Source organism: Haloferax sp. DFSO52, from assembly GCF_048158745.1.
Lineage (GTDB): Archaea > Halobacteriota > Halobacteria > Halobacteriales > Haloferacaceae > Haloferax.
Map to the genome: position 1 here is coordinate 97,273 of NZ_JBLOPB010000005.1, position 22,666 is coordinate 119,938.

Annotated in this window: 14 protein-coding genes and 1 pseudogene; 8 read left to right on the forward strand and 7 right to left on the reverse strand. The window is 53.7% G+C overall.

All coding sequences use genetic code 11. From position 1 onward, the window contains the following. Positions 1-87 precede the first annotated feature (87 nt). Together dgoD and kdgK1 are read left to right on the forward strand one after the other, a co-directional pair. Positions 88-1,242 carry a galactonate dehydratase gene (gene dgoD / locus ACK3SC_RS18865; protein ID WP_416841802.1) on the forward strand — a complete coding sequence of 385 codons (1,155 nt, stop codon included), beginning with the start codon at positions 88-90 and terminating at the stop codon, positions 1,240-1,242. A 226-nt stretch (positions 1,243-1,468) separates the two neighbouring features. Then, positions 1,469-2,425: a bifunctional 2-dehydro-3-deoxygluconokinase/2-dehydro-3-deoxygalactonokinase gene (kdgK1, locus tag ACK3SC_RS18870; protein ID WP_416841803.1), complete on the forward strand. Its 957-nt coding sequence runs from the start codon at positions 1,469-1,471 to the stop codon at positions 2,423-2,425. A gap of 113 nt (positions 2,426-2,538) precedes the next feature. On the opposite strand, the gene ACK3SC_RS18875 is transcribed toward kdgK1, so the two are convergent. After that, positions 2,539-3,195, reverse strand: a complete 657-nt coding sequence (locus ACK3SC_RS18875) for a bifunctional 4-hydroxy-2-oxoglutarate aldolase/2-dehydro-3-deoxy-phosphogluconate aldolase (RefSeq protein ID WP_416841804.1) — start codon at positions 3,193-3,195, stop codon at positions 2,539-2,541. Positions 3,196-3,734: 539 nt separating this feature from the next. On the opposite strand from ACK3SC_RS18875, the gene ACK3SC_RS18880 reads away from it, so the two are divergent. Then, positions 3,735-4,610 (forward strand): ParA family protein, encoded by an 876-nt coding sequence (locus ACK3SC_RS18880; RefSeq protein ID WP_416841805.1) that lies wholly within the window; start codon positions 3,735-3,737, stop codon positions 4,608-4,610. Then, positions 4,607-5,014: a hypothetical protein gene (locus ACK3SC_RS18885; RefSeq protein ID WP_416841806.1), complete on the forward strand. Its 408-nt coding sequence runs from the start codon at positions 4,607-4,609 to the stop codon at positions 5,012-5,014. Before ACK3SC_RS18880 ends, ACK3SC_RS18885 begins: the two co-directional genes overlap by 4 nt. Positions 5,015-5,028: 14 nt before the next feature. On the opposite strand, the gene ACK3SC_RS18890 is transcribed toward ACK3SC_RS18885, so the two are convergent. After that, complete coding sequence (locus tag ACK3SC_RS18890) at positions 5,029-5,355, reverse strand: hypothetical protein (RefSeq protein WP_416841807.1); 327 nt, start codon at positions 5,353-5,355, stop codon at positions 5,029-5,031. A gap of 315 nt (positions 5,356-5,670) precedes the next feature. Then, positions 5,671-6,909: an orc1/cdc6 family replication initiation protein gene (locus ACK3SC_RS18895; protein ID WP_416841808.1), complete on the reverse strand. Its 1,239-nt coding sequence runs from the start codon at positions 6,907-6,909 to the stop codon at positions 5,671-5,673. A gap of 1,664 nt (positions 6,910-8,573) precedes the next feature. Here ACK3SC_RS18895 and ACK3SC_RS18900 point away from each other — a divergent pair. The 4 genes from ACK3SC_RS18900 (at position 8,574) to ACK3SC_RS18915 (ending at position 13,633) form a co-directional block, all read left to right on the forward strand. Next, the gene (locus ACK3SC_RS18900) at positions 8,574-9,101 is read left to right on the forward strand and encodes a sugar-specific transcriptional regulator TrmB (RefSeq protein WP_416841809.1); all 528 of its coding nucleotides are present in this window, start codon (positions 8,574-8,576) and stop codon (positions 9,099-9,101) included. Further along, complete coding sequence (locus tag ACK3SC_RS18905) at positions 9,102-9,551, forward strand: hypothetical protein (protein ID WP_416841810.1); 450 nt, start codon at positions 9,102-9,104, stop codon at positions 9,549-9,551. Between the two features lie 255 nt (positions 9,552-9,806). Next, positions 9,807-11,495 carry a hypothetical protein gene (locus tag ACK3SC_RS18910; protein ID WP_416841811.1) on the forward strand — a complete coding sequence of 563 codons (1,689 nt, stop codon included), beginning with the start codon at positions 9,807-9,809 and terminating at the stop codon, positions 11,493-11,495. After that, positions 11,495-13,633 carry a hypothetical protein gene (locus ACK3SC_RS18915; protein ID WP_416841812.1) on the forward strand — a complete coding sequence of 713 codons (2,139 nt, stop codon included), beginning with the start codon at positions 11,495-11,497 and terminating at the stop codon, positions 13,631-13,633. The genes ACK3SC_RS18910 and ACK3SC_RS18915 overlap by 1 nt, the downstream gene beginning before the upstream one ends. A 16-nt stretch (positions 13,634-13,649) precedes the next feature. Here the strand turns inward: ACK3SC_RS18915 and ACK3SC_RS18920 are convergent. The 4 genes and pseudogenes from ACK3SC_RS18920 to ACK3SC_RS18935 all read right to left on the reverse strand — a co-directional run. Next, positions 13,650-13,745 (reverse strand): annotated as a pseudogene (locus ACK3SC_RS18920) (transcription initiation factor IIB family protein); the annotation flags it as partial. 338 nt (positions 13,746-14,083) lie between these two features. Further along, positions 14,084-15,193, reverse strand: coding sequence for a helix-turn-helix domain-containing protein (locus tag ACK3SC_RS18925; RefSeq protein WP_416841813.1), 1,110 nt, complete (start codon positions 15,191-15,193; stop codon positions 14,084-14,086). A gap of 48 nt (positions 15,194-15,241) precedes the next feature. Then, positions 15,242-16,624 carry an Eco57I restriction-modification methylase domain-containing protein gene (locus ACK3SC_RS18930; protein WP_416841814.1) on the reverse strand — a complete coding sequence of 461 codons (1,383 nt, stop codon included), beginning with the start codon at positions 16,622-16,624 and terminating at the stop codon, positions 15,242-15,244. Between the two features lie 524 nt (positions 16,625-17,148). After that, positions 17,149-22,449 (reverse strand): DEAD/DEAH box helicase, encoded by a 5,301-nt coding sequence (locus ACK3SC_RS18935; RefSeq protein ID WP_416841815.1) that lies wholly within the window; start codon positions 22,447-22,449, stop codon positions 17,149-17,151. Between the last annotated feature and the right edge of the window lie 217 nt (positions 22,450-22,666).

The window sequence follows — 22,666 nt, forward strand, 5'->3', positions numbered from 1 at the left end:
TTGAAACCACAAGAGACGGCTCGTTCAGTACCGAACCGACAGAAAGACTATGAATTCGAATATCCAAGTTCGCAAACGAAATCGATTATGAACAAAATTGTTGACTACGAACTCTTCGAAGTACCACCACGGTGGTTGTTCCTGCGAGTCGAAACTGCGGATGGGACCATCGGGTGGGGAGAACCAGTTGTCGAGGGTCGATCCCACACAGTCCGTGCTGCCGTCGAAGAATTGATGGAGAACTATCTGCTCGGAGAACCGGTGGACCCAATCGAAGACCACTGGCAAACGATGTATCGCGGTGGCTTTTACCGGGGAGGACCAATTTTGATGTCAGCAATCGCGGGTATCGATCAGGCGCTATGGGATATCAAAGGCAAAACACTCGGGACACCAATATACAATCTTCTCGGTGGGGCAGCACGAGACTCTATTCGGGTATACCAATGGATTGGGGGTGATCGACCGGCTGACGTAGCAGCGGAAGCAAAGCAGAAGGTCGATGCAGGGTTCTCTGCGCTGAAGATGAACGCCACAGAGGAGTTAAGACGGGTAGACAACCCGGCAGCAATCGCTGATGCAGTAGACCGATTGCGAGAGGTGCGAAATGCAGTCGGTGAGGACATCGACATCGGCGTCGATTTCCACGGTCGAGTGACGAAACCGATGGCAAAACGACTGGCGAAGGCATTAGAACCGTACAATCCGATGTTTATCGAAGAGCCGGTCTTGCCCGAGCACAACGACGCGCTTCCAGACATCGCCGCGCACACCACGATTCCGATAGCCACTGGCGAGCGTATGTACTCCCGGTGGGATTTCAAAGCACTCTTCGAAAGCGGTGCCGTGGACGTGATTCAGCCCGACCTCTCGCACGCAGGTGGAATCACAGAGGTGAAGAAGATTGCAAGTATGGCTGAAGCGTACGACGTCGCGCTTGCCCCCCACTGCCCACTTGGACCAATCGCCCTCGCATCGTGTGTGCAAGTCGACGCCTGTACGCCGAACGCGCTGATCCAAGAACAGAGTCTCGATATCCATTACAACGAGACGTCAGACGTGCTCGATTACCTCGAAGACCCAAGCGTCTTCGAGTACGAAAACGGGTACGTGTCAATCCCAGACGCGCCCGGTCTCGGAATCGAAATCGACGAGCAGTTCGTCCGCGAGCAAGCAGAAAAACCGGTCAACTGGCACAATCCCGTCTGGCGAAACGACGACGGGAGCGTCACGGAGTGGTAGTAACCCACGCTTGTGTCATATCCACGGTTGGCAATGATTTGAGTTTGTTTACCTCGGCTCACGAGGTGTACAAGTAGGCCGTCAGAGGTAGTTGGTAATAGACTGTCGGAGAGAGATACCCCGGCAAAGTCAAGTGCTACCACAATCTCGAAAACAACGTTTCGCGTCAGTCATAACGCTTAACCACACCTCTGTCATTCAACGAGGTACAAATAGGGAGCGACTAATGGTATCACTACTCACATTTGGGGAGACGATGTTACGTTTGTCCCCACCAGAAGGCGAACGGATAGAAACAGCACGAGAGTTAGACTTTCGTTCCGCGGGGGCAGAAAGTAACGTCGCGGTGACGGCCTCACGACTCGAGACAGATGCCTGTTGGATGTCAAAACTCCCCGACTCCCCACTTGGTCGAAGAGCAGTCCGAGACGTTGCTGCGAACAGTGTCGAAACAGAGATCTCGTGGAGTTCGGACGGGAGGATGGGGACGTACTATATCGAACAGGGGAGAAAGCCGCGTGGGACATCAGTCATCTATGACCGGGACGATGCTGCTATCAGGACCGCATCGATAGACGAGTTCCCCGTCGACGAGTTATTTGCGTCCGCGAAAGCATTCTACACGAGCGGTATCACACCGGCACTCTCTCCAACCCTTCGCGAAACGACGAACGAACTCCTTCGACGAGCGACTCGCAACGGTCTCACAACGTACTTCGACGTGAACTACCGTGCAAAGTTGTGGACGCCAGAAGAAGCGCGGAATTGTTTGACAGATATCTTTGCGAACGTCGACGTACTCATTGTCGCCGAACGAGACGCAGAGCAGATTCTAAACCAACACGGTTCCGCGAAATCTATCGCCGAAACCCTCAGAACCGAGCACCAATGCGAGGTCGTAATCGTAACCCGCGGGTCGGACGGTGCAGTTGCTGCTACCGAGACGGGGGTACTCGAACAACGAGCCTTCGTCGCTGATACACTCGATCCGATCGGAACAGGAGATGCATTCGTCGGCGCGTTCATCGCGTCGCAACTCGCTGGGGACTCAGTAACGGATTCCCTCGAAACCGGAGCGGCAACTGCAGCGGTAAAGCGAACCCTCGAAGGCGACCTTGCCCTCGTAACACCTGAGGAGATCGACCGAGTAAAGAAAGAACAGACGGACGAAATCGACCGGTAAAGAGCGAATGAATTTGCTCGGCGAACTGTAGGTAAAACGTACGTCCAGTACTACCCGTCTGGCATAAACTGAGGACGGTTATGAGCAAGTAAGACCATCATCGATTACCCCCTCTAGTCCGTATTCCGAGCCGATTCCACGGCGTCAACGAATGTCGCGGCCTGCGAATACACCCCCTCCATGTCGTCGTCTTCAATTGCATCGTAATTGACGAGTCCGGACCCGGCACCGACGGCGATGGCACCGGCTTCGAAGTAGTCGTCAACGTTCTCTGCCGAGACGCCACCGGTCGGCATTATCGGGATATCACCGAGCGGCCCCTGCAACGCGCTAACGTGACCTGGGCCAACCGTCGATGCTGGGAACAGTTTCAGGATGTCTGCACCAGCGTTCATCGCCTCGACAGCCTCGGTGGGCGTCATGATTCCTGGGACACAGACGACACCCTCACGGTTGCAGACCTCGATGACTTCTTCGTTGAAATCGGGTGCAAGGAGGAATTCGGCTCCGGCACTGATTGCGGTGGCCGCGGTTTCGGCATCCATGACTGTTCCTGCACCGACGACAGCGTCCGTTCCTCGAAGCGCCTCGTCAACTGCGGCAATCATCTCAGCGTACTGCTTGTTGTCGGCAGTAATTTCGAGCGCAGTAACGCCACCTCGATGGATCGCTTTTGCAACGTCAACGATCTTCTCTTCCGGAATACCACGGAGAACGGCGACGACACCACTGTCGACGAGCTGTTGGTGAATATCTTCCTTCCGCGTCATATCTCGATGTTCGACAGGTGTTGCCAAAAAGATGCACAGTCGTCTGCTATTCCATAGAACTGGACAGTGGTCAACTCACCAATCGGATGTGCAGAACAGGTTGCATCAGTTGAGACACGAATGGAAACTGCCCCCACTAGTTACCTAAAGCGTTCATCATTTGGATTCATGAACGCATTCATGAATAATGTTCATTGATTTTGTTCACTGGTTTTGTTCATAATGGTGAGTCAGCCGAAGAGTTCATCGATTTTGTTCATCAGAAGACTTTGTAATCAGAAGAGTCGGTATCCGTTCGAGAACCCCTTTGAGAAGGCGTTGACTCCGGTTTGGCGTGCATTAGAGACGTCCTTGTGTGAGTTGTTGATTGCCACCCTCTCCGTTCATCGAATGTATTCATCGGATATGTTCACTAAGTGTGTTCACTGAATGTGTTCACTATGTTAATTCATTGGGTACATTCATGAATAGACAAAACTAATGAAAACCATGAAGACATTCGCAGAAGATTCAAGGTGAAGGTAATTCATGAACACAGTATGCTCACGTATTCAACCTACAGCGAGGCAGGTGGGGTCGGTAAAACGACCACCGCAGCAAATCTTGCGGTCGCACACGCACGTGCAGGATTAAAACCACTCGTCGTCCCACTCGACCCACAAGACGGAGACCTCTCGCGGCTCTTTGGTGTCGACGACCTGCGAACTGATTCAGTCGATAACGTAGTGCGGCACATGATTCGACGTCCTAACGGGGAATTTGAAGATCTAATTCGGACTGTAGAGGGCGTCGATATCGTTCCTGAGCACAATATGCTCTCAGACCTGGCCGAGTTTTTACAACGTGAGAAAGACCAAGCCGAGGCCATGGGGGAAGCATTCGGAATGCACGCCCAGTTGCTTCGTGTGCTCCGCGAGGCAGGCGTTCCAGACAAATACGACGTTCTCATCTGTGACCCACCAGCGACAGAAGGCCCACACCTCTACAACGCAATCCACGCAACCCGGTCCCTCGTGATTCCCGTCGAGCCGAGCGCAAAAGGCCGTGCAGCGGTTGAAGGTCTCGAAGCGCTCGTCGCAGGGTTCGAAGAACAGCTCGGTATCGATGTCGGGGTCCTCGCCGCGGTCCCGACTGGCTTCAAGAACACCCGTGACCAGCGAAAAATCTTAGATGAGATCAACTACCCAATCCCAGAGATAATCAGCGAACGTGCGTCTCTCATGGAGGGATGTTGGATGGAGCAATGCTCGGCGTTTAGCTACGTTCGCGACCATCGCTCTCGTCGACGCGACTACGAGATTGAGACGCTTGCTCAGTTCGACCGCATCGCGAGACATCTAGAAGAACAGGTTGGTATCGAAGCACCAAACCCACCAGAACCTGGTGACGTTGACCACGAGGTGCTGACCGTATGACTGGGATGAAGAAAGGAGCCGGGGAAGACCCATTCGCAAACGACTCGCCAGTAGAGTCAACATCGACATCACCCGAATCAACTCAAGAAGACCCATCTAAACGTGAAGGGACTAGCTCACAACAAGCGGATGAACGCGATACACAACAGCCTCAGCAGCAACTCCAGATTCCATACAAATTCCGTCGTGATGGAGTCCAAGACGGTCGTGACCGAGTTCCGCTGTTCTTACAGAAAGAGACAAAAGTCGCAGAGCGGGACGCACTCCACGAACTCGAAGATAGATTCGAAGAAAACGTCTCACTGACCGACCTTCGTGAAGCGTTAGTAAAAGTGGGATTGCAGCATCTCGACGAAGCGGAAGAGTGCCTCGAAGATTGGGGATACGGAATGACGTTTGACTAGCGACGGAATCAGTCTTAATCGGACTTGTTCACCGGGCCTTTGTACTTGGATTTGATCTTGTCTCCTTCTCTCCACTGCCAGTAGTAGTATCGGTTGTCGTTGATTTCCTTGACCGTAATCGTGGCCTTCGTGGGGACGTCAGCTGGTAGGTCGTCTGGCCGGTCAACAGCATCATGATTTGAGCGCTCTTTCTCATTGATGCGTTGCTCACGTTCTCGGTGTTCCGCTAGTTGTTCCGCATATTTGGCTACGTGGCGGAGTGTTTCTGAAGAGAGGCCATCGAGGGCTTCGACAGTTCGAGTTGGAATATTTTGGTTCGGGCTTGGTTTCTCGAAGGACATGGCATCACGACTCAGACTTAACCAACGTAAGAACTGCAGTGGCAAAGAATTGTTGGTTAAAATCAGTCGGAATTAGGATTCTGCTCGAGAGTGGCTCTACGGTATACTGAGGCCCAAGGCCCATTTCATACGAAATACGAGTCAGAGCCCTGGTGAATGTCAAAGAAAAAGACGGTGCAGCTCTGTTAACGGTAAATGGACGACGAGGACCTGTGCATCGCTGGATCACACTTGAAGATGCAGAAGACCTATTGGACGACCTTGAGGCTGCAATCGAGACAGCAAAAGAAGAATAGGTAGAATCGATCCCCCTTGCTACATCGCAGCAAAGTCTTCACCGGAGTCGGGAAGATATTCAGTGATACTTCTGTGTGCCCCGAACTCGCTGATAATCGTTTGAAGCGCGTCAACGACGGTTGCGATATCTCGGTTGAGTTCGTGTTCGCGATATGTCCCTCCGTCCTGGCCACGGTGTTCCATGTGCGAGAGTGTAAGGTTGAGAATCTCGAAATCAGAGAGGAAGCTACGCATTCGACGAGCCGTCCGAGGGTCTCGACCCTGGAACTCGCAGAGTTCTTTGTAGCGCTGATAGACAATCCGCGACCGGGCAGGAGTTGCGTCCTCAGCAGCGAGCGTGGTCAGCGCGTAAAGTGTGAGTTGCTCGTGTTCGGTGAGATCACGCATGATGTCCATGCTCTGTTGTGCCTCGAGTTTTTCCTGGGCACGTTCGACGTGGTCTGTTGTGACGGTTTCTGCATTCTCCGTTCTGGCCAGGTCACCGGCCTTCCGGAGAAGTGTGATCGCTCGCCGGGCGTCACCCCCATCTTGTCGACCGAGTGCAGCACATAGCGAAATAACACCCTCCTCAATTGCATTTTGGTGGAACGCGATATCGGCACGCTGCTCGAGAACCTTTTGAAGTTCCTCGGTACCATACGGTGGGAACGATATCTCAGTTTCACAGAGAGACGACTGTACTTTCGCGTCGAGCTGCTCTCGGAACGTCGAATCGTTACTGATGCCGATGAGTCCGAGTTGGATATTGTCAATGTACCCGTTGTTGTCGGCACGAGTAATCTGGTAGAGGAACGTATCGTCCGTGATATGGTCTATCTCGTCGAGGACGATAACTACGGTTCCAGAGAGTTTGTTGAGTTCGTCCCAGAGGAGACGGTATACCTTGGACTGAGGGTGTCCGGTTTCAGCGATGTGGTGTTCTGGTTCTCGAAGGTTGTTGATGAGACTAATCGCGGCCTGATAACTCGTGCTGAGACCATCGCAGTTTAGAGAGATTACGGAGAGATCGACCTCGAAGTGTTCAGCCGATTCCTGTAATTCGTTGAGTAAAAAGTTCGTGACTGCGGTCTTGCCGACACCAGTTTTCCCGTAAATGAAGATATTGTCTGGGTACTCTCCGTTGATGATCGGCTGAAGAGCTGCCTCGTACTCCTCGATCTCGTTGTCTCGTCCAACGATGTCGTCTGGGACGTACTCAACCTTGAGCGTATTTCGTCGTTTATACAGGGTATCGTCCGGCTGGAACCGCGGCGTCATGGTTTGGTCAGATGACTCGGTCGTGTTTGATAATTGTTTCGACCACCGTTTCCGCTATTTCCAGTATAACCACCAGTACCCACGGGTTCCACTAATCAAACTCGACCCCGTGGTTTCCAGTGATTGAACAGAAAGTCACGGAAACTAAATAACAGTGAATCTCGGAGGCACGCCTTTTGGAGTATACACATACACCACCATTTCCAGTAAATGAATACGACAGAGTAAGGCGATTTAACCCCAGTATTTCCAGTAAAACTCGTGTACTCGACGGTAGATTACCACGGGGAGAGGATACCACCCACTTCCAGTATTTCCAGTAAATGCTCCAGTCCGACACCGCGATTTCCAGTAAAGAACACGATAGTAGAGAATCAGCAGACAGAGTAGATGTATAACCACGAAGGAAGCCGCAACACACCCTCCCCACCATTTCCAGTAAAGAGCCACGAAAGAGTCGAGGGTTACTAGAATAAACATTGAACTAAAGAAAAGTTTTATATCCTTAAGCTACGGACTAGTCCGCAGACTAGTCAAGTAATACTTTGATTGAGTTTGTTCTATAGTGGAACGAACTCATTTGGGTATTGCCTCTACGTCTTCATCGAGTTTTACTGGAAACAGTGGGGGGAGGGTTCCCGAGTCAAATTGGTGCATCGACTTCTTGTCAACCTAATAGTGGAAATGGTGGGGTATAACGTCCGTCAGACGGCCACCTCTATACAGTTCGAGCCACCTTAACCAACAATAGTCCACCAAACCGTGTGGCGTTGGTTAAGTCCAAACCTCTTCCGAGAACACGACAGAATCACTACGCGAGCAATAGTCAGTCCAACTGGAAACAATTCAGTACTGTAGCGTCAGCAAGCGTACCAGCAATGACCATTCTGCCATGCAATCTCCTTGACCGGTTACGATCTACGAGAGTGGGGTATCAATGGTGAAACACTCAGTACCGTAGTAATCTGCCAAGAAAATGTGTGTTCAACTCTGATAGCCATCAGTATAGTTTGGTTAAATGTGACTAAACGACCGATACACCCATGGCTACATTTGGGTATATTCTACACCCCTGAATCCAAGGGTGCACCGGGTTTAAAGCTCTATAACGCCGGTTTTCAGGGGTCTACACCCATGAAAGTTCCCCGCAAGTAAGCACCAACTATTTGACCGAACAAAGGGGAAGTCGGCCTAATCTCACATCGAGATCGTCTGTGTATTGTTCTGGTGAAATGCTCGAATACCGGTTCTAGAGGGCCTGAAACAGGACATCAGAAACTGGTGATGAGTAGTGTAAACGGCGATATGTGGCCTTTATTTGAGTTGGGTTTAATCTGTTTGAAACCCCAATTATCCGGTACACCCCCTCGTTGGTGGGGTGTATCGGCTATATTCAGATTCAGACGAAGGGTGTTTTTGGCTTCGTCAACGAAAATTCGAATTTGGAATAGCAACACAGTACGCTCGTTCGTGACGAGAGACTACACAACTTGAACGAATCCTTGAAACCGGCACTCAACTCTGGGGAAATCCAGCAGACGTCAACTACTGAGAGAGCAGAACCCCAAGCACGACTAGTACCAATCCCAGTTGTTCACGCACTCTCGCTCTCAAATATATGAAAAATACAAAGATATATTGAAACCAAACGCCTACAGCAACGTATGACTGAATTCGACCCTTCACCTGACTCTGATTCCTCTCGGCGAAGGTGGCAGGAGGGAACAGACACGTTCGGCCGTGTCTATGATGTCGCGTTGGGTGTTACGTCGCCCACTCCATACACTGAAATCGCAGAGCTTGCGGACTGCTCACCCAACGCTGCGAAAAAACATCTTGATCGGCTCGCTGAGATGGGTATCGTTCGAACAGGCAGCGACAGTCGACCGGCCCAGTATGAGCGGAATGAGGGATATCTGGAGTGGCAAGACGCCAGTCGAATCGCGAGTGACCTCTCTGTCGAAGAGATTATTGAGCGCGTGAAGGCACTCGAAGAGCAACGACGGGAGTACGAGACACGATTCGAGACCACAGACCCCAAAGAGGTCTCAGTGTTCGACGACGACGACCACGACACGATTCACGACCGCATGACTGCGGTTAGCGAATGGCAGGGAGTGATTCGTGATATTCGACTCTACGAACTCGCTCGCCAGCTCTCCCAGAACGACGGGCATCTCATTCCAGCGTAAATGTGCCCACAACCTGAAGACTCAACACCTCATTCAACTGGGCCTCCAGACCGCCAGATCTTACGATTGCTTGAGCGGCATCTTGCGTCGGATTCGCTCGTGGCCGAGACAGAGTTCGACCCGGACTCCTACGAACCGCGGCTCCTCCACGCATTACTTGATGCTGGCCGATACCCCGAATCGATAGAAACGGCACGACTCGACATTCGCTGGTTTACAACAGGCAACTTCTCGATTCATTACGTAGAAGAACATGACGATGAGATGCTGTGGGAGTGCCGCTGGGACCGCCACCCCAACAACCACAACTCACGGTTGCATTTTCATCAGCCTCCGGATGCAACGGACGTTACTGACCTCACTTTCTCTTCACTCCACCCTCTCGAAGTATACTCTACTGTTCTCACAGCAGTTGACCAGCGACTTGAGACTCTGTGGTCGAATCAGTAAATCCCATCAGGAAAAATCATCTGTCGATTAGAGACAAACGGATATCTCAGGCCTTCGCGCTATCATCAACTGGTTCTGTATCAGTGATCGCAACCGGGAGTTCGATATTGATATCATCGTACCACACCGTCGGCTTCTTCGAGCGACACTTCCAATACGATCCTCGATGTCCATCTCTGAAACAAAGTGGTGCCCTCTTGGGGGGCACTAGATTCGTCATAACAGTTTACCATCTATAGAGTTCACCAGTATGAAATGAACCTTGGAGACCCAATGTGGACTGCCAAGATAACTGAAAAAGACCTCGCGCAGGATCCACTCGCGATGGATCGGGTCAGAAATAGGTTGGTGTCAGATCTCCTCCCTGGAATAACGACTATCTCGCCACGCCCTCGCTACTACGCCCACCACCTGTGGGCGGTCATGGATATCGCCCGCCGAGATGACCCATCCACACGAGCCGAATTTAACCGAGGGATGTACCGCCGTGAGCGCCTTCTCATGCTTGCCGCAGTTGCACACTCGATGGAGACGCACATCTCTCCGAGGAATCATGACCAGATCGTCGGTATCCGGAGCGGTTCCAAGCAACTTCGCAACGGCAATGATGCTATTCCCCTCGATTTCCGATTCGTTGATCATCGTGGTGGCAGCTACGGTCGTGATTACAGAGCATCACTGCGGACGATGGGTCTCGTGTATCGTCCTGACGGAGACCCGTGTGACCGGCTATCCGAACGAGGAAAACCAATTGCATCAGCATACGATCAGCTTGCCCGTGAACTCTCATTGCACGAACTCGCAGCTGAAGAATCGATCTCGGTAGCAGAGATCGAAGGGCTGGCAGATGATCTCTGTCTTTGTGCCGTATGTGCAGACAACGCCCCCGATAGGGCACCTCTCCGAGACGCCTTTTTCGGGTGGGAAACTGCCAGTGAGAGCGGAAATCCAGCCCAACGACGTGCACAGTCCCTGCAATTGATATTGCAGTTTGCGCAGTATATCGAACAGGAGGATGGTGACTCGCTGTCTCCCTCCGAATTCCTCGATTTCTGCTATTATCGCACTCTCACTACTGAGAGCGGCCAGATATCAGTCGATATTCCAGAGAAACTGAGCCAGCAACAGGCCCGGTGGAAGGTTCTCCGGGCACATGATTACTTCGCGTATGCAACTGAGGTCGTCTTGGTGGGGTGGCTGGAATACTTAGAGCGGAAGTCACCAGAACCCGGTACTGTCGCTACATACATCGATGAGGTACGTTCGCCATCAGTCATGGCCCAACTTGGTGCTGTATTAGATCGTCCATCATTGGACGAAACGACACCGCTCGAATCTATGCTCACCGACTTGTGGTCGAGAGAGGCTGTAACCTGGCTTATCGAGGGAGCCGAGATATCACCGACGGTTCCGTTTTCGCATACGACCAGAGAACATGTCCTAGATCGGGAACTCACGGCGGCCCTGTCCGCTGGCAACTGGGTCAATGTACACTCACTGTGGCCTTGTATCCTTCTGGCCGTTGTACTACGGTTCGGGAACCCAACCGGCCAAACTGAATCTGCCTGGCAGTGGTTGGCCAGCCGTACGAGGAGTGATCTGAGTCCGGCCAGACTCCGAATAGACATCAAAGAACACCTCCGAAATGATTCCACAATCGGCGACTTCCTCGAATGGTTCATCAAACAGTATGTTATCAGACAAGCAGAGGAGGTCCGACGCGACAAGGCCAAAGCTGCTACCCAATTCAAAGGATGGTTTGAGCAAGAAGGCACTGGATGGGTACAAACCCGAACCCATAGTGCCCGGCACTGGTCAGCTCGATTTGATAGCGCGGTCAGTGTTCTCCGAGACCTGTCGTTGCTTGATCCAGATCCGACCATCGTCAGTGTCACAGCAGCTGGTGCCGCTGCTATTGCACATCCCACTACGGAGGACAAGTGATGGCAGAACCCATCGATCTCTTGTCGACGCTCAAAGACGGACATACCTACTCGAGTGCGCTTCTGGGAACGTACCAATTCGATGGCGCCTTCTTTGAAGGTCAGGTGCTGCCAGCGATTCGGCGACACGACGTCACGAACACGATTGTCCTCGCAGATACGCTGGCGTATGACGGTACGAGTAACATTCGTCACGCCGGCGAACGCTACTCCCTCGATCACGTGCGGTGCCCCGGAATCTTTCATCCAAAGTTTACGATCCTCCTGGGCCATCGCTGTGGGTTCGCGATGATTGGGAGCGCGAATTTGACCGAGAACGGATGGCGGAGCAATGGCGAACTAGTGGCGACGTTTAGCTACGATGCCACGGATCCGGACCCAGACGTCGCTCAGGTGTTTGCCCAACTCCAGGTGTTCGTTGAAAACCTCTGTACAGAGCAGATGCTTCCCAGTGAGACGACTAAGACTGCCATAGCCGAGGCGTTTGCAGATGCTCCCTGGATACCGGAGCCAGAGACACGCTCACCCAACACGGGACTCTCTCTCGTACACAACCTCGAAGAGCCAATCCTTGACCAGATATTGGACCGAACCAATGAAGGAGACCTTCACACAGTTGAACTCGTTTCACCGTTTTTCAGCGGTTCGGACGGGAGCGTGATTGAATCGCTCTGGGAGGCGGGCCCTGACGAACTCGTTGTCAACGTCCAACCGGACACGGTGGCTGGCTTCCAATCTGACACGCTTACCCAGGGCGTATTAGCCGACGCGACGATTCGTATACAGTCGCTCTCACTCGTGGACGACCCGGGTAGGTACCTACATGCAAAAGCGATAATCCTTACCGAGTCGGATGGTGCTTGGGCCGTCTATGGCAGTCCAAACCTCACGACACCCGCGCTTCTGACACCGGCAACCGCCGGGAATGTGGAACTGGCGGTGCTTCGATACGACACTAATCCCTCTCACTTCGAGTACCTACTTGATCCATCGCTAGTCACCACAGAAGAGATCGACTCCACAGATGTCGTCTACAGAGGTCGATCACACGAGACGACTGATGAGATAGGTCAGTTTCACCTTTCGGAGGCCACTATCGATTCGGAGGGCCGGTTGCAAATCACATTCGACCCGGTCGGGGCAACTTCCGGGACGATTCAGTTGGGTCATGGTGACGAACTTGTGGGACTTGACTACGTTGTTAGTGACATCGGTGAGGGCGAGATCACCGTCTCAGATGGCGGTATCAAACAGTTCTGTCAGCGAGCCACACACGTCTCACTAACTGTAGAGACACCAGACGGAATCCGTGAGTCTGCACGCCGGTGGGTGTCACTCCCTGTGCTTTATAATTCGCCTCGCCCGAGTGAACTGGAATCAATTAACGATTCGCACGGTCGTCATGGACTGCTTGAAATGCTAAACCGGCTTGAAGACTGGGGTTCGCTGTATGTATTTCTTGAGAATCTCAATTTTGGGGAAATGATAGACGGTAACCGAGGAATCGCAACGGTAAATACCCTCGTTGACTCCAATGCCGCCGAGATGGACGACGAAAATGACGGCCTCCAAGCTCGTAATACAACGGCCATGGGCGACCTGATTGAAACCAAAATCAAGTCGTTCGAGAATTCAGTTCATGAACGGTCGCTCCGGTCAATGCAGCACGAAACGTGGGAGGAACGACTCGAAACGGTGAGTGACGTCTATATCAGTGGCAGCAAATTGACGCTGTGGTGGGCAGAGCGTGAGCACGAAGCGATAACGCTGATTCGACACATTCGGACCAGCACTCGGTCGATAGTGGAGCTGGTGGAAGAACTGCGTGTGACGATCGACACCGACGCAGCAACCCGACTCGAGACCGAGTGTCAACTATTAGAACACGTCGCCATCATCTCGTACCTGATCGACGCGATCCAGGTCCGAGCAGGATTCTCGAACGGGCCAAATAAAGGGGTTTACAACGTCTTTCGAAAAACGAGCCGTACCGCACTGGAAACGCTCGGCGACCAGCGCGGTGGCCCGATTCCATCACCTGACTCAATCGTGGACTGCCTCTCAGAGTATGCTGGACTCCGGACGCAACCCGCCAACGCACGAGAGGTGCGAGAGTATTGTCGCGAATTGTGTGAATGACGGATATGAACCTAGAAGGGCTGAATTCGCTCGGCCGAACAGGCTGGGTCGGGTGTTTGAATTCTGTATTCACCGCCTTAAAGGCATTTGAGACTCTCGATTGTTCGACGCGTAACGTGGTCGCACTTGAACGAGCAGAGAATCGCGGATTGACGCGAACACCTGGGCAAACGGGGAGTACGTCGTCGTTGACGACGACTAGCAGTCATCTGACCGCGTTGCGCTCGCCCCTGAAGGACTGGATGAGTACGACGCCAATTTGCCGACCACAAGGATGTCTCACTGCACGAGTTTGCTGGCTGAACGTGAACAATTCGCTCGTCGAGGAACACTCGGGCCGGACACAGTGAGTCGGAATGGACAATTGAGGCGCTTTTTACCTGCCTTCCTTCCTTGTCCGTTGGAACCAACTGACATCAAGACCAGCAATATCTGATGAATAGTTACTCCTCAACGCGGGAATCGGTCGATAATCTCGTGGCCACTTAGTCGGTCTGTCGTCGTGCCTGTACGGACGTGGAAGGTTCCGCTTGTATCAACAGGGGCTGTTGTCGCCCGTTGAACGTTAACAATGAGAATGTCCGCACCGTTGACTCTCGCTTTCTTCACGTTCCGGACAACGCTCGTGAGTCCGCTGCTCAGAACTCCTGAGACGCGTTCTTCGGTCGACTGAATATCATCAAGTCCGACTGGATTACCTTCGTCATCAACACCAATGAGGATCGCACCCCCTTCGTGGTTTGCAAGTGCAGCCACTTCCTTACGGAGCGTATCAAGATGACTTGGGAGCGTTGCTTTAAATTCCAGAACATCACTCTCTTGACGAGCAAGCACCGACTCAATGCTATCGGGCGAGACCTGATATTCTCCCTTGAATCGATGCTCAATCGCCTCTGCCAGCGTGTGAACAAACGATGAGTAGTGCAGTTCGTCGTCGGGTGAAATAAGATTCGAGACTAACTCTGTCTCCTCAGGTGCGTTCGGCTCATACCAAATTGGCACGATTGCAAGTGCGTCCAAATTCTGTGCGAGCGAGCCGCTTGCGAAATCGAATTCCCGATAGCTATCGATTATTTCATCTGGGTCACGGTCAAGGTCCGCGAGGTTTAGTACAAGAATACATCCTGTCGCTGCGAGCGGAGCGATATCATACACCCCCAGATAGAACGAGTGGATGTCTTTACCACGGTTCTTCCAATTCTTACTAACAGAGGAAACGAGTGATTCGACGTTCAGTGCAAACCAGACGTCATCCACCTTCTGAGTCGGAAATGTCTGTGGAGATGAAAGAGATTGTTGTGAAGATCCGTTTGGTGTCCCGACGACAAAATCGACGTCCTGATAGAATCGATGTCCTGGTGGTGAGTAGCTGCGCTCAGCAACGAGCTCTCCTCGCTCTGCTGCATCGGCGAGCACTTGACTTTCTGTCAAGAGATCATTGCTGACCGATTCACAGATTAAATCAATTTGCTTTCTGCCGCGTTTCGAATAGTCCCCTCGTTGGAACAACGAAAGAAGACGGACAGGAAGAGACGCCTCAGAGTTAGTTGAGTGATTCACACGCACTCATTCTATCAGTACCTCTTTGATTTTTTCGACGACACTTCGTCATTCGGAGTTCGTCTCAAGCATAGTTTGTTTGTGCGTACCGAAGTGAGCGGGGACTGGCAGCTCTTCAAGTACGCGGGATTGCAGTCGCAAATAGCCGCTATGTGCTCGTTGACAGTTTGCGTGCAGCCAGCGAGCTACTTCTGGTGAGTTCAGATACGTTCGAAGTTCCGTGATGTCGATGCCGTTCTTTGGGAGAATGTAGTACACGGAATGCCGCGGGACGATGGTTCCAGCGTCATCGAGCCAAAACTGTGGTGTCGAAGCAATATCCCTAAAGAGAATCTTCTGCTGAAGCAGATCTTGCATTGGTGGGTTCTCGTGCCAGGCATACCAGCGACGGTGCCCCTTCTTGTAGCAGGACCGCTCTTCAAGACTACTCCGATGTACTTTTTCGAGCCAGTTGCCGAACTCTCCGAGCTCGGACTCAGGAACGAGATTGCCGCGGTCGTCGTACGGGCAGAGGAACACGGATGATGAGGTGACTGGGGTGTCCACTGAGTGCTGCTTTAACTCATTCCCTGATACTGTTGGAACACTCCATGACTCCAGCTCCGTCGGCAGCTCTGCCTCATCGAAGACGAATACTGAATCTGCACCTGTGGCCATCCCTGGACTAATTCGCTGTGTTATCTCCCCAAGTGTCACCCCGGATGCTTCGATGCCGGTGTCAATATCTCGAATGTGGGCTGTCCATCGCGTGCCATCAGTCGGAAGAACGGTCTCGTGTACTGCTTCATCTCGAGATACTACGGTCGTCTTTGTGCCGTCACCAGTAGCAACTACAGAGATTGTCGGATAGGTGATGTGGTTCTTAAAAGTAGCGTCGTCTAGGTGCTCTAATCGCTCAAGTTGATACGTTTCTAGGAGCTGACGGAGGGGGCGTGCAGTCTCGGTATATTCAAATTTCTCAGGTGTGAGGAGCGTGAGCCGTCCATTGTTTGCGAGGAGATTCAATGCTCGTTCAAAAAACAACAGATAAAGATCAAATCGACCAGTCGCTGTTTGGTAGACCTTTCGGTACTTCTGTTTGTTCTGCTCATCGATTTCTGTGATTGGAACGTACGGTGGGTTCCCGATGATATACTCGAACGACCCACAGTCGTGTTCTGTATCGAGGAAATCAACCTGTACAAACTCAACTGGCAACTCTTCAAATCTCGACTGTGCTGTTACGAGTCGCTCTTGATGGGTATCGCAGGCGTATCCCGCCGGGAACGGATACTCATTTGTCTCACAATAGTGGTAGACAGCTTCGACAAATGGTCCCTCACCGACGCCGGGAAATAGAATCCGATCACCCTCCGACGGGGGATGATCGTCGAATAGCAACTCCACCATTCGATTTGCCACCTCTGGTGGCGTTGCAACGAAGCCCTTCATAATGTAGACTACCCACCCATTATTATATAAAGGTACATATATCTCGAGGCAAGGCACATTCGTTAGTTCGTCACTGGAAGACACCAAACGAATACAGAGTAGCCACAGCCGATAAATTCACTCCAACCGGTTCGGAAGTGTTGATCTGAGTGGGTGAATCAGATTCTAGTCCAGACGTGTTGTATTGCACACCGAACCTGTCGAATCAAGGACGTCATCTGGCAGAGATTGGTGCTTGGGGAGGGTCGGTGTCTTCTAATTTAAATTCCTCACGATTTGATACCGAACCCAGAGCGTCAGTTTGCCGTATCTTCGAGGACGTGCCCCAAGAGATAGCAGAGTAGAACTTGCTTCTCGCTCCCATGTCGGGAGCTTAGGTCACAGTGAGAATCTATGGATGTCGCTTTCGACCGCGCCCTCAAGCGAATATGGATGTACTTCAAAGACAAGGCGTGTTTACAATGCAGTCCGGGCTGAATACTCTGAAGAGGTAGAACAGATCTTCTGTAGGCCTAGAAACCGAGTCAAATCGTCTTCCAAACCTCCGGCACTTCCTCCGGACTAGTGATCGAAACAACGCGATAGTTCATCCTGAGTAGCTTGTTACGCTTGTCTTCATCACCCTTTTTTACGTGGTCTTTCTCGTGGTCGGGGCCGTCGACGAAGACGGCGATGGGTTGGCTCCGACCGTTCCCCGTCTCGAAGAAGAAGTCCGCCTCTGCAATGGGAACGTCACCGTCGTAGATCCGACGCTGGGCATCATCCGGGAGCGGGAGACCCTCCTTATGGACGGCCTCCAGCACTTCACGTTCGAGACTGGACTCACACATCCCGAGCAACTCCTGGTACCGCTCCTCGGACTCTTTCGACTCTATACGGGTGAGCGACATGGTCTGGGCGCCGTAGAGCCACGGCATCACGAGGGTCCGGTCGAACATGGAGTGCTCGCGCTGATTGTAAAACGACATCAGACACTCGTAACACGCCCGTTCACAGCCATCGGCATCGTTGGCGTGCAGGACGTCAAGCGCCTCAGTAATCGCGCGTTGGAAGCGATCCTTCTTGGGGTCGGTGAGGTCGTGGAGCGCACCTGCGCCGCCCTCACTGGTTTCATGAACCACGACAGTCATCTGGTCGGGCGAAGTCGGCGACGGCTTGAGGAACGTAGAGAGCTCCTGTTCGTCGAGATCGAACTCAACCAGGATACCCTGGTAGAGTGCCTCTTTGAGCGTGTGGTAGAAGTGGAGCTGCTCTTCAAGTTCGAGTTCCTCCGGGACAGGCGGAGTAATCGTTACCGTGTCGTGGTTGCCCTCAGTGTAGAGCTCGATCCCCTCTCGGATATCCTCGCGGTCGGCGCCAGCGTAACAGCCGTCGTCTTTCACGTGCTTTTCGATCATGTTGTAACTCGTAAGCCAGCGCTTACACTCGTTACAGAGCGCAAAGCCCTGGAGCTCGTCGTCATCACGCCCACGGATCCCGCTGTTGACGGTGATGATGCGGGCACTCGGCTCGTAGGTGACAGCTGCTGTGACGCCGTCGCCGGACAGCTCAAACTCCTGAGCCTTCTTTTGCTCGTAGTAGGTATTGATGTCGTAGCCTTCGCGACGCCGCTCCTCGTCGTCGCTGGTGATGTTCTCTTCAGGGCGAGCCCGCATGTCCGGAAGCTCCATCGTGTTCGGGTTGGAGTGGTGCCCGCTGAACGATTCGCTACAGACGGGACAGCCTGCTGCGTTCTCGGCATCGTTACCCATCAGAATCGTCTGACAATTCGGACAGACGATTTTGTGCTGGGTGATCGGCTCGGCGTCGCGAGTTTTCGGTCGCGCGTACTTGATCCCATGGCGTTCACCTCGGTAGTATACGTTATTCCCGGGGGCAAACTCACGGATCGCCTGTGAATCATCTCGCTGAATGTCGTCCGGGAGTGAGGTGAACCCGAGTGTACAGCTCGTCCGTGGGAAGCCGTAGTTCGGAAGGAAGCCCTGTGACCGGAGGTACTGGTAGGCGTAAAATCGCTTCCCACCGCTGCGCATGTCCCGGAGGCGCGCTTCGACAGCAGAGCGCTCCCGTTCGGCCTGCGGATTCCTGTCGTCGTGCTGGAGCTGCTTGTTCAGTCGCCGAAGCTCCCGGGTGAGACGGGTGTACTCAATTCGCCATGGCTCGAACGCCTTGTCGAGGTAAACGACGAAGTTGTCGACGCGATCCTCGATGAGTTCGTCGGTGAACCACTCCTGGTACTCAGCCTGTGCCCGCTCGTGGGCGAACGCTCCTTTCACGGCATTGATGATTGCCTCGCGTTCGGCCTGAATCGCATCCTCAAGGTCCTCGCGGAAGCTCTGGATCATCGGGTAGTCGTTCTTCCCATCCTCGATGTCGAGGACGTACTGGAGCTTCGTCTCGAACTTGAATTTGATTACCTCGAGCACGAGCGCGTTGATGTGTGCCTCCAGGAGATCGCGGTTGTTTAGCAGGAAGGTCGGTGGCGAGATCTTCCCGGCGATAATGCGTTCTGGGCGCTGGTAGAAGTACTGATCGTGAGACACGCCGCCGAAGCCACTACCACAGAAAGTGGTCACCAGCGACGGTTGGTCCTGTCGGCCTGCACGCCCAGACCGCTGAGCGTAGTTGCTGGGGTTCGGCGGAACGTTTCGCATGTAGACGTTCGAGAGATCCCCGATGTCGATTCCTAGCTCCATCGTCGGCGTCGAGACGATAGTGTTGAGGTCGTCTCCCTCACGGAAACGCGTCTCGAGTTCCTTCCTAATGTCACCCTCGATCTGACCGCTGTGTTCGGCAGCGAGAACGTCAACGGCTTCGTCGAACGACATGTCGTAGAGGTCGTGGAAGTAGGACTCTCTGAGATCTGTGTCCTCCGGAGTGACGTTGCCACAGCTGGCGTTGAGACACATTTTCAGCCGCTTTCGGGTGACGACTGTCTTGCACTTCGGGCAGACTGAGACGTCACTTGCATCGTGTTCTTTCAAGCGGATGTACGAAGGGTTGAGCATGAACGCCTGTCGCCCTCGGTAGACGTCGTCCTCTTCGAGTACCTGCAACACTTCATCGTCACTAAGCAGGTCACGGACCGCTTCGATCACCGTTGCAGCTCGATCTGTATCGACATCGAGAGCGCGGGTAGTCCACTTCACGTGGCGTGACCGCCAGTCGGTGAATCGGTGGATTTGTTCGGTACCTTTCGTCGAGGCGGTGTCGCTGAATCCCTCTGGGAACCGGAAGAACTGTTGTTTGTGGAACTTGACGCTCTCGTCAAGCTTGCTTAGAACCTCGTTCCGGAAGTTCCCGAAGTTGCTGAACGTTGGGTGGTTGATAGCGGCCGTCCGGCGAAAGATATCGAGGAATGCTTTGCAGTACTCGTACCGAACCTCGGGATCGGCGGTGGCAAGTTCTGGAACGTCCTCCCATTGCTCGTCGATTTCTGCGAGCCGGTCGAGGTTCTTGTACTCGACATCTAGAAGCCCGACGTCCTCCAGACTCTGCTGACCACGTTGCTGACTCTTCCTGAGCTCCAGTAGTACGTGGAACTGAAGATAGTCGCTGAACCGACCCTTTTCATCGTCGAGAACACCGAACATGTCCCGGGCGAGTCCATCCGGGACAGCGTTGTTATCCTCGAGCACCTCGAACGTGCGATTCCCGATGTCTGTCAGCCCGACGTCGCCGTGCTCTTTGAGCGCGCCATAGAGTGCTCGTCGGAACTTGACCCGCTGGTAGAGGTTATTGAGGTGGGCAGCCTGTAACGCCGTGTCTTGTCGGTTGTCGCAAAAAGCGATAGTCTTCTGCTGGTCCTTCGGTAGCTCCTGCATCGTCGAGCCGATGAGCACGTCTGTCGCCGTCGAGCGACCGACCATGCCGAACTTGAACATCTTCGAGAGCTCCATCGCCCGCCCCATCCGGGAATGGCTCACTCCGCAGTTGCCACAGAAGAGGAATTCGCCGGAGTGCCACATGACCTTCAGGCCCTGACTCGCGAAACAGCCACACTGGAGCTGGCCACTATCGAGGTGACCATCCGTGAGACGGTTGTGGGTTGGGCAGTACGTCGCTGGTCGAGGGATAGCTTCCTCCCATGTGTCTCGGAGCTCATCGGAGTCGTCGAACCACTGTGCGGGGAGCGTAACTTCGTCGCGGTCCCATTCGCCACGCATTACGTAGCCGGCGCTCTCGCCTTCGCCGACGCTGAGGTCCGACACTTCACGAGGGGTGAGGTGGTCGGCCTCACCGCGGGCGATGGTGTAGTACTCCTGGCCACAGGCTCGACAGAAGGAGAGCGGGAACGCCTTACGGCTCCGTTCGTGCTCCTTCGCGCAGTGACGACACTCGAGGTCGCCAGCGTCGCTGAGGTGAGGCTCGTCAGGGTTCAAAGCCTCCGGCGTGAGACACGCCACGAGCCCGGTGCCTTGCGAGAAGAACGAGTGGAGCTTGGGGATGAAGATCGGCTGTTGTTCGCCCTGCACTTCCGTGGTGCCTACGGTGCCGGCGAGGAGTGCGGCCTCCAATTCGCGACGGGCTTCGTCCGGTGTGGCCTCCGGTCGAACCTCGTTCTGATACTGTTCGACAAGTGACGGCTCGTCGGGATCGCCAGCTTCGCCAGAGGGGTTGATCTGCTGGCTACGTTCGCTGAGGCGCCCGTCAAGGAAGGCGACCGTCGGATGAGCCAGTAGCACGTTGCCGATGGCTTCGGCGGTCTTCGTCTCCTCCGTACTCAGGGCGCGTTTGGTGAGCCGCTCGGTAAGCTTGGTCGTCTCGTCGGCTGTGCCGTCGAAACGCCGAATATCGTCGTCGGTTACCTCGACCTCGTCGGGCAGTTCCTTACCATCGGTGAACTGGATCGGGTAGTGGCTCTCGCCGATGACGCTGTCGGCGTCGACGGATGCACCGAAGATCCGCTCGGAGAAGTTAGCGATCTCCTCTTCGGAGTCCATGCCTTCTTCGCTGGCGACCGTCGCGGACGTCCCGATGCACGTGAGGTCTTCTCCAGCACCTGTGTGCTCTCGCAAGCGGCGGATGAGGGCGGCGACATCGGCTCCCTGGTGACCAGTGTACGTGTGTACCTCGTCAAGCACGAGATAGTTGAGCGCTCCCTCGTGGGCCGTGGGAAAGAGGTCCTTGTCCTCGTGGCGTGTGAGGATATAGTCCAGCATGACGTAGTTCGTCATCAGGATGTCCGGAGGGTCACGCTGCATCTCCTCCCGTGAAACAACTTCGCAGTCGAACGCCTCCTTCCGACCGAACTGCTGGAGGAACTCAGCCGTCTCGTCGGGGTTGTACGGCGTACTACTCGTGTAGAGACCCAACCGGAGGCCGGAGTCGTCGAGGCGCTTGGCGAACTCCTCGTACTGTGAGTTCGCCAGCGCGTTCATTGGGTAGATAATTACCGCCTTAATCCCCTCCTCGCCGCGCTCTTTGGCGTCGAGGCAGTGGCTAACGATGGGGATCCCGAATGCGAAACTCTTGCCGGACCCCGTTCCCGTCGAGACGATTGTGTTGCCCTGATCGATCGAGCGGATTGCATCGGCCTGGTGTTTGTACGGCTCGATAGGGTTGCCTTCGCTGTCGTCGAAGACGTCGAGGATTCCTTCGTGTAGGATGCCGTCGTCGACGAGCTGCTCGAGGGCGGTGCCGTACTCGAAGCGCTGGTTCAGCTCGACGAACGGCTCTTTCCAGAGTACTTTTCCGGTGTTGACCCGGTCGTCGATCCACTCGGCGATGATCTCGTCGTCGACGTTCTGGAACGTCTCGACGTAGTTCCGGTACGAGGATTGGACCTCGTCCAAAGCATCGAAGGGGTTGAGGCGGGTCGTCATGGAGATAATGTCTCAGTCAGTCTAGTAAACAGTTTGGTCGAGTGGGCAGTCTGAGAGCTATGTCGTCGCCCAACCCGTCTAGGTCGACTGCGAGGACGTTGAGAGCGTCCGCAAGGCCGGCGACGCCAGTCTTGTAGATCAGCCCTTAGAGCGCTTCTTCGATTGATTCATATTACTCTGATCCAACAGGTCAGGGGTTTGCCTCCAGCTTCAGCGA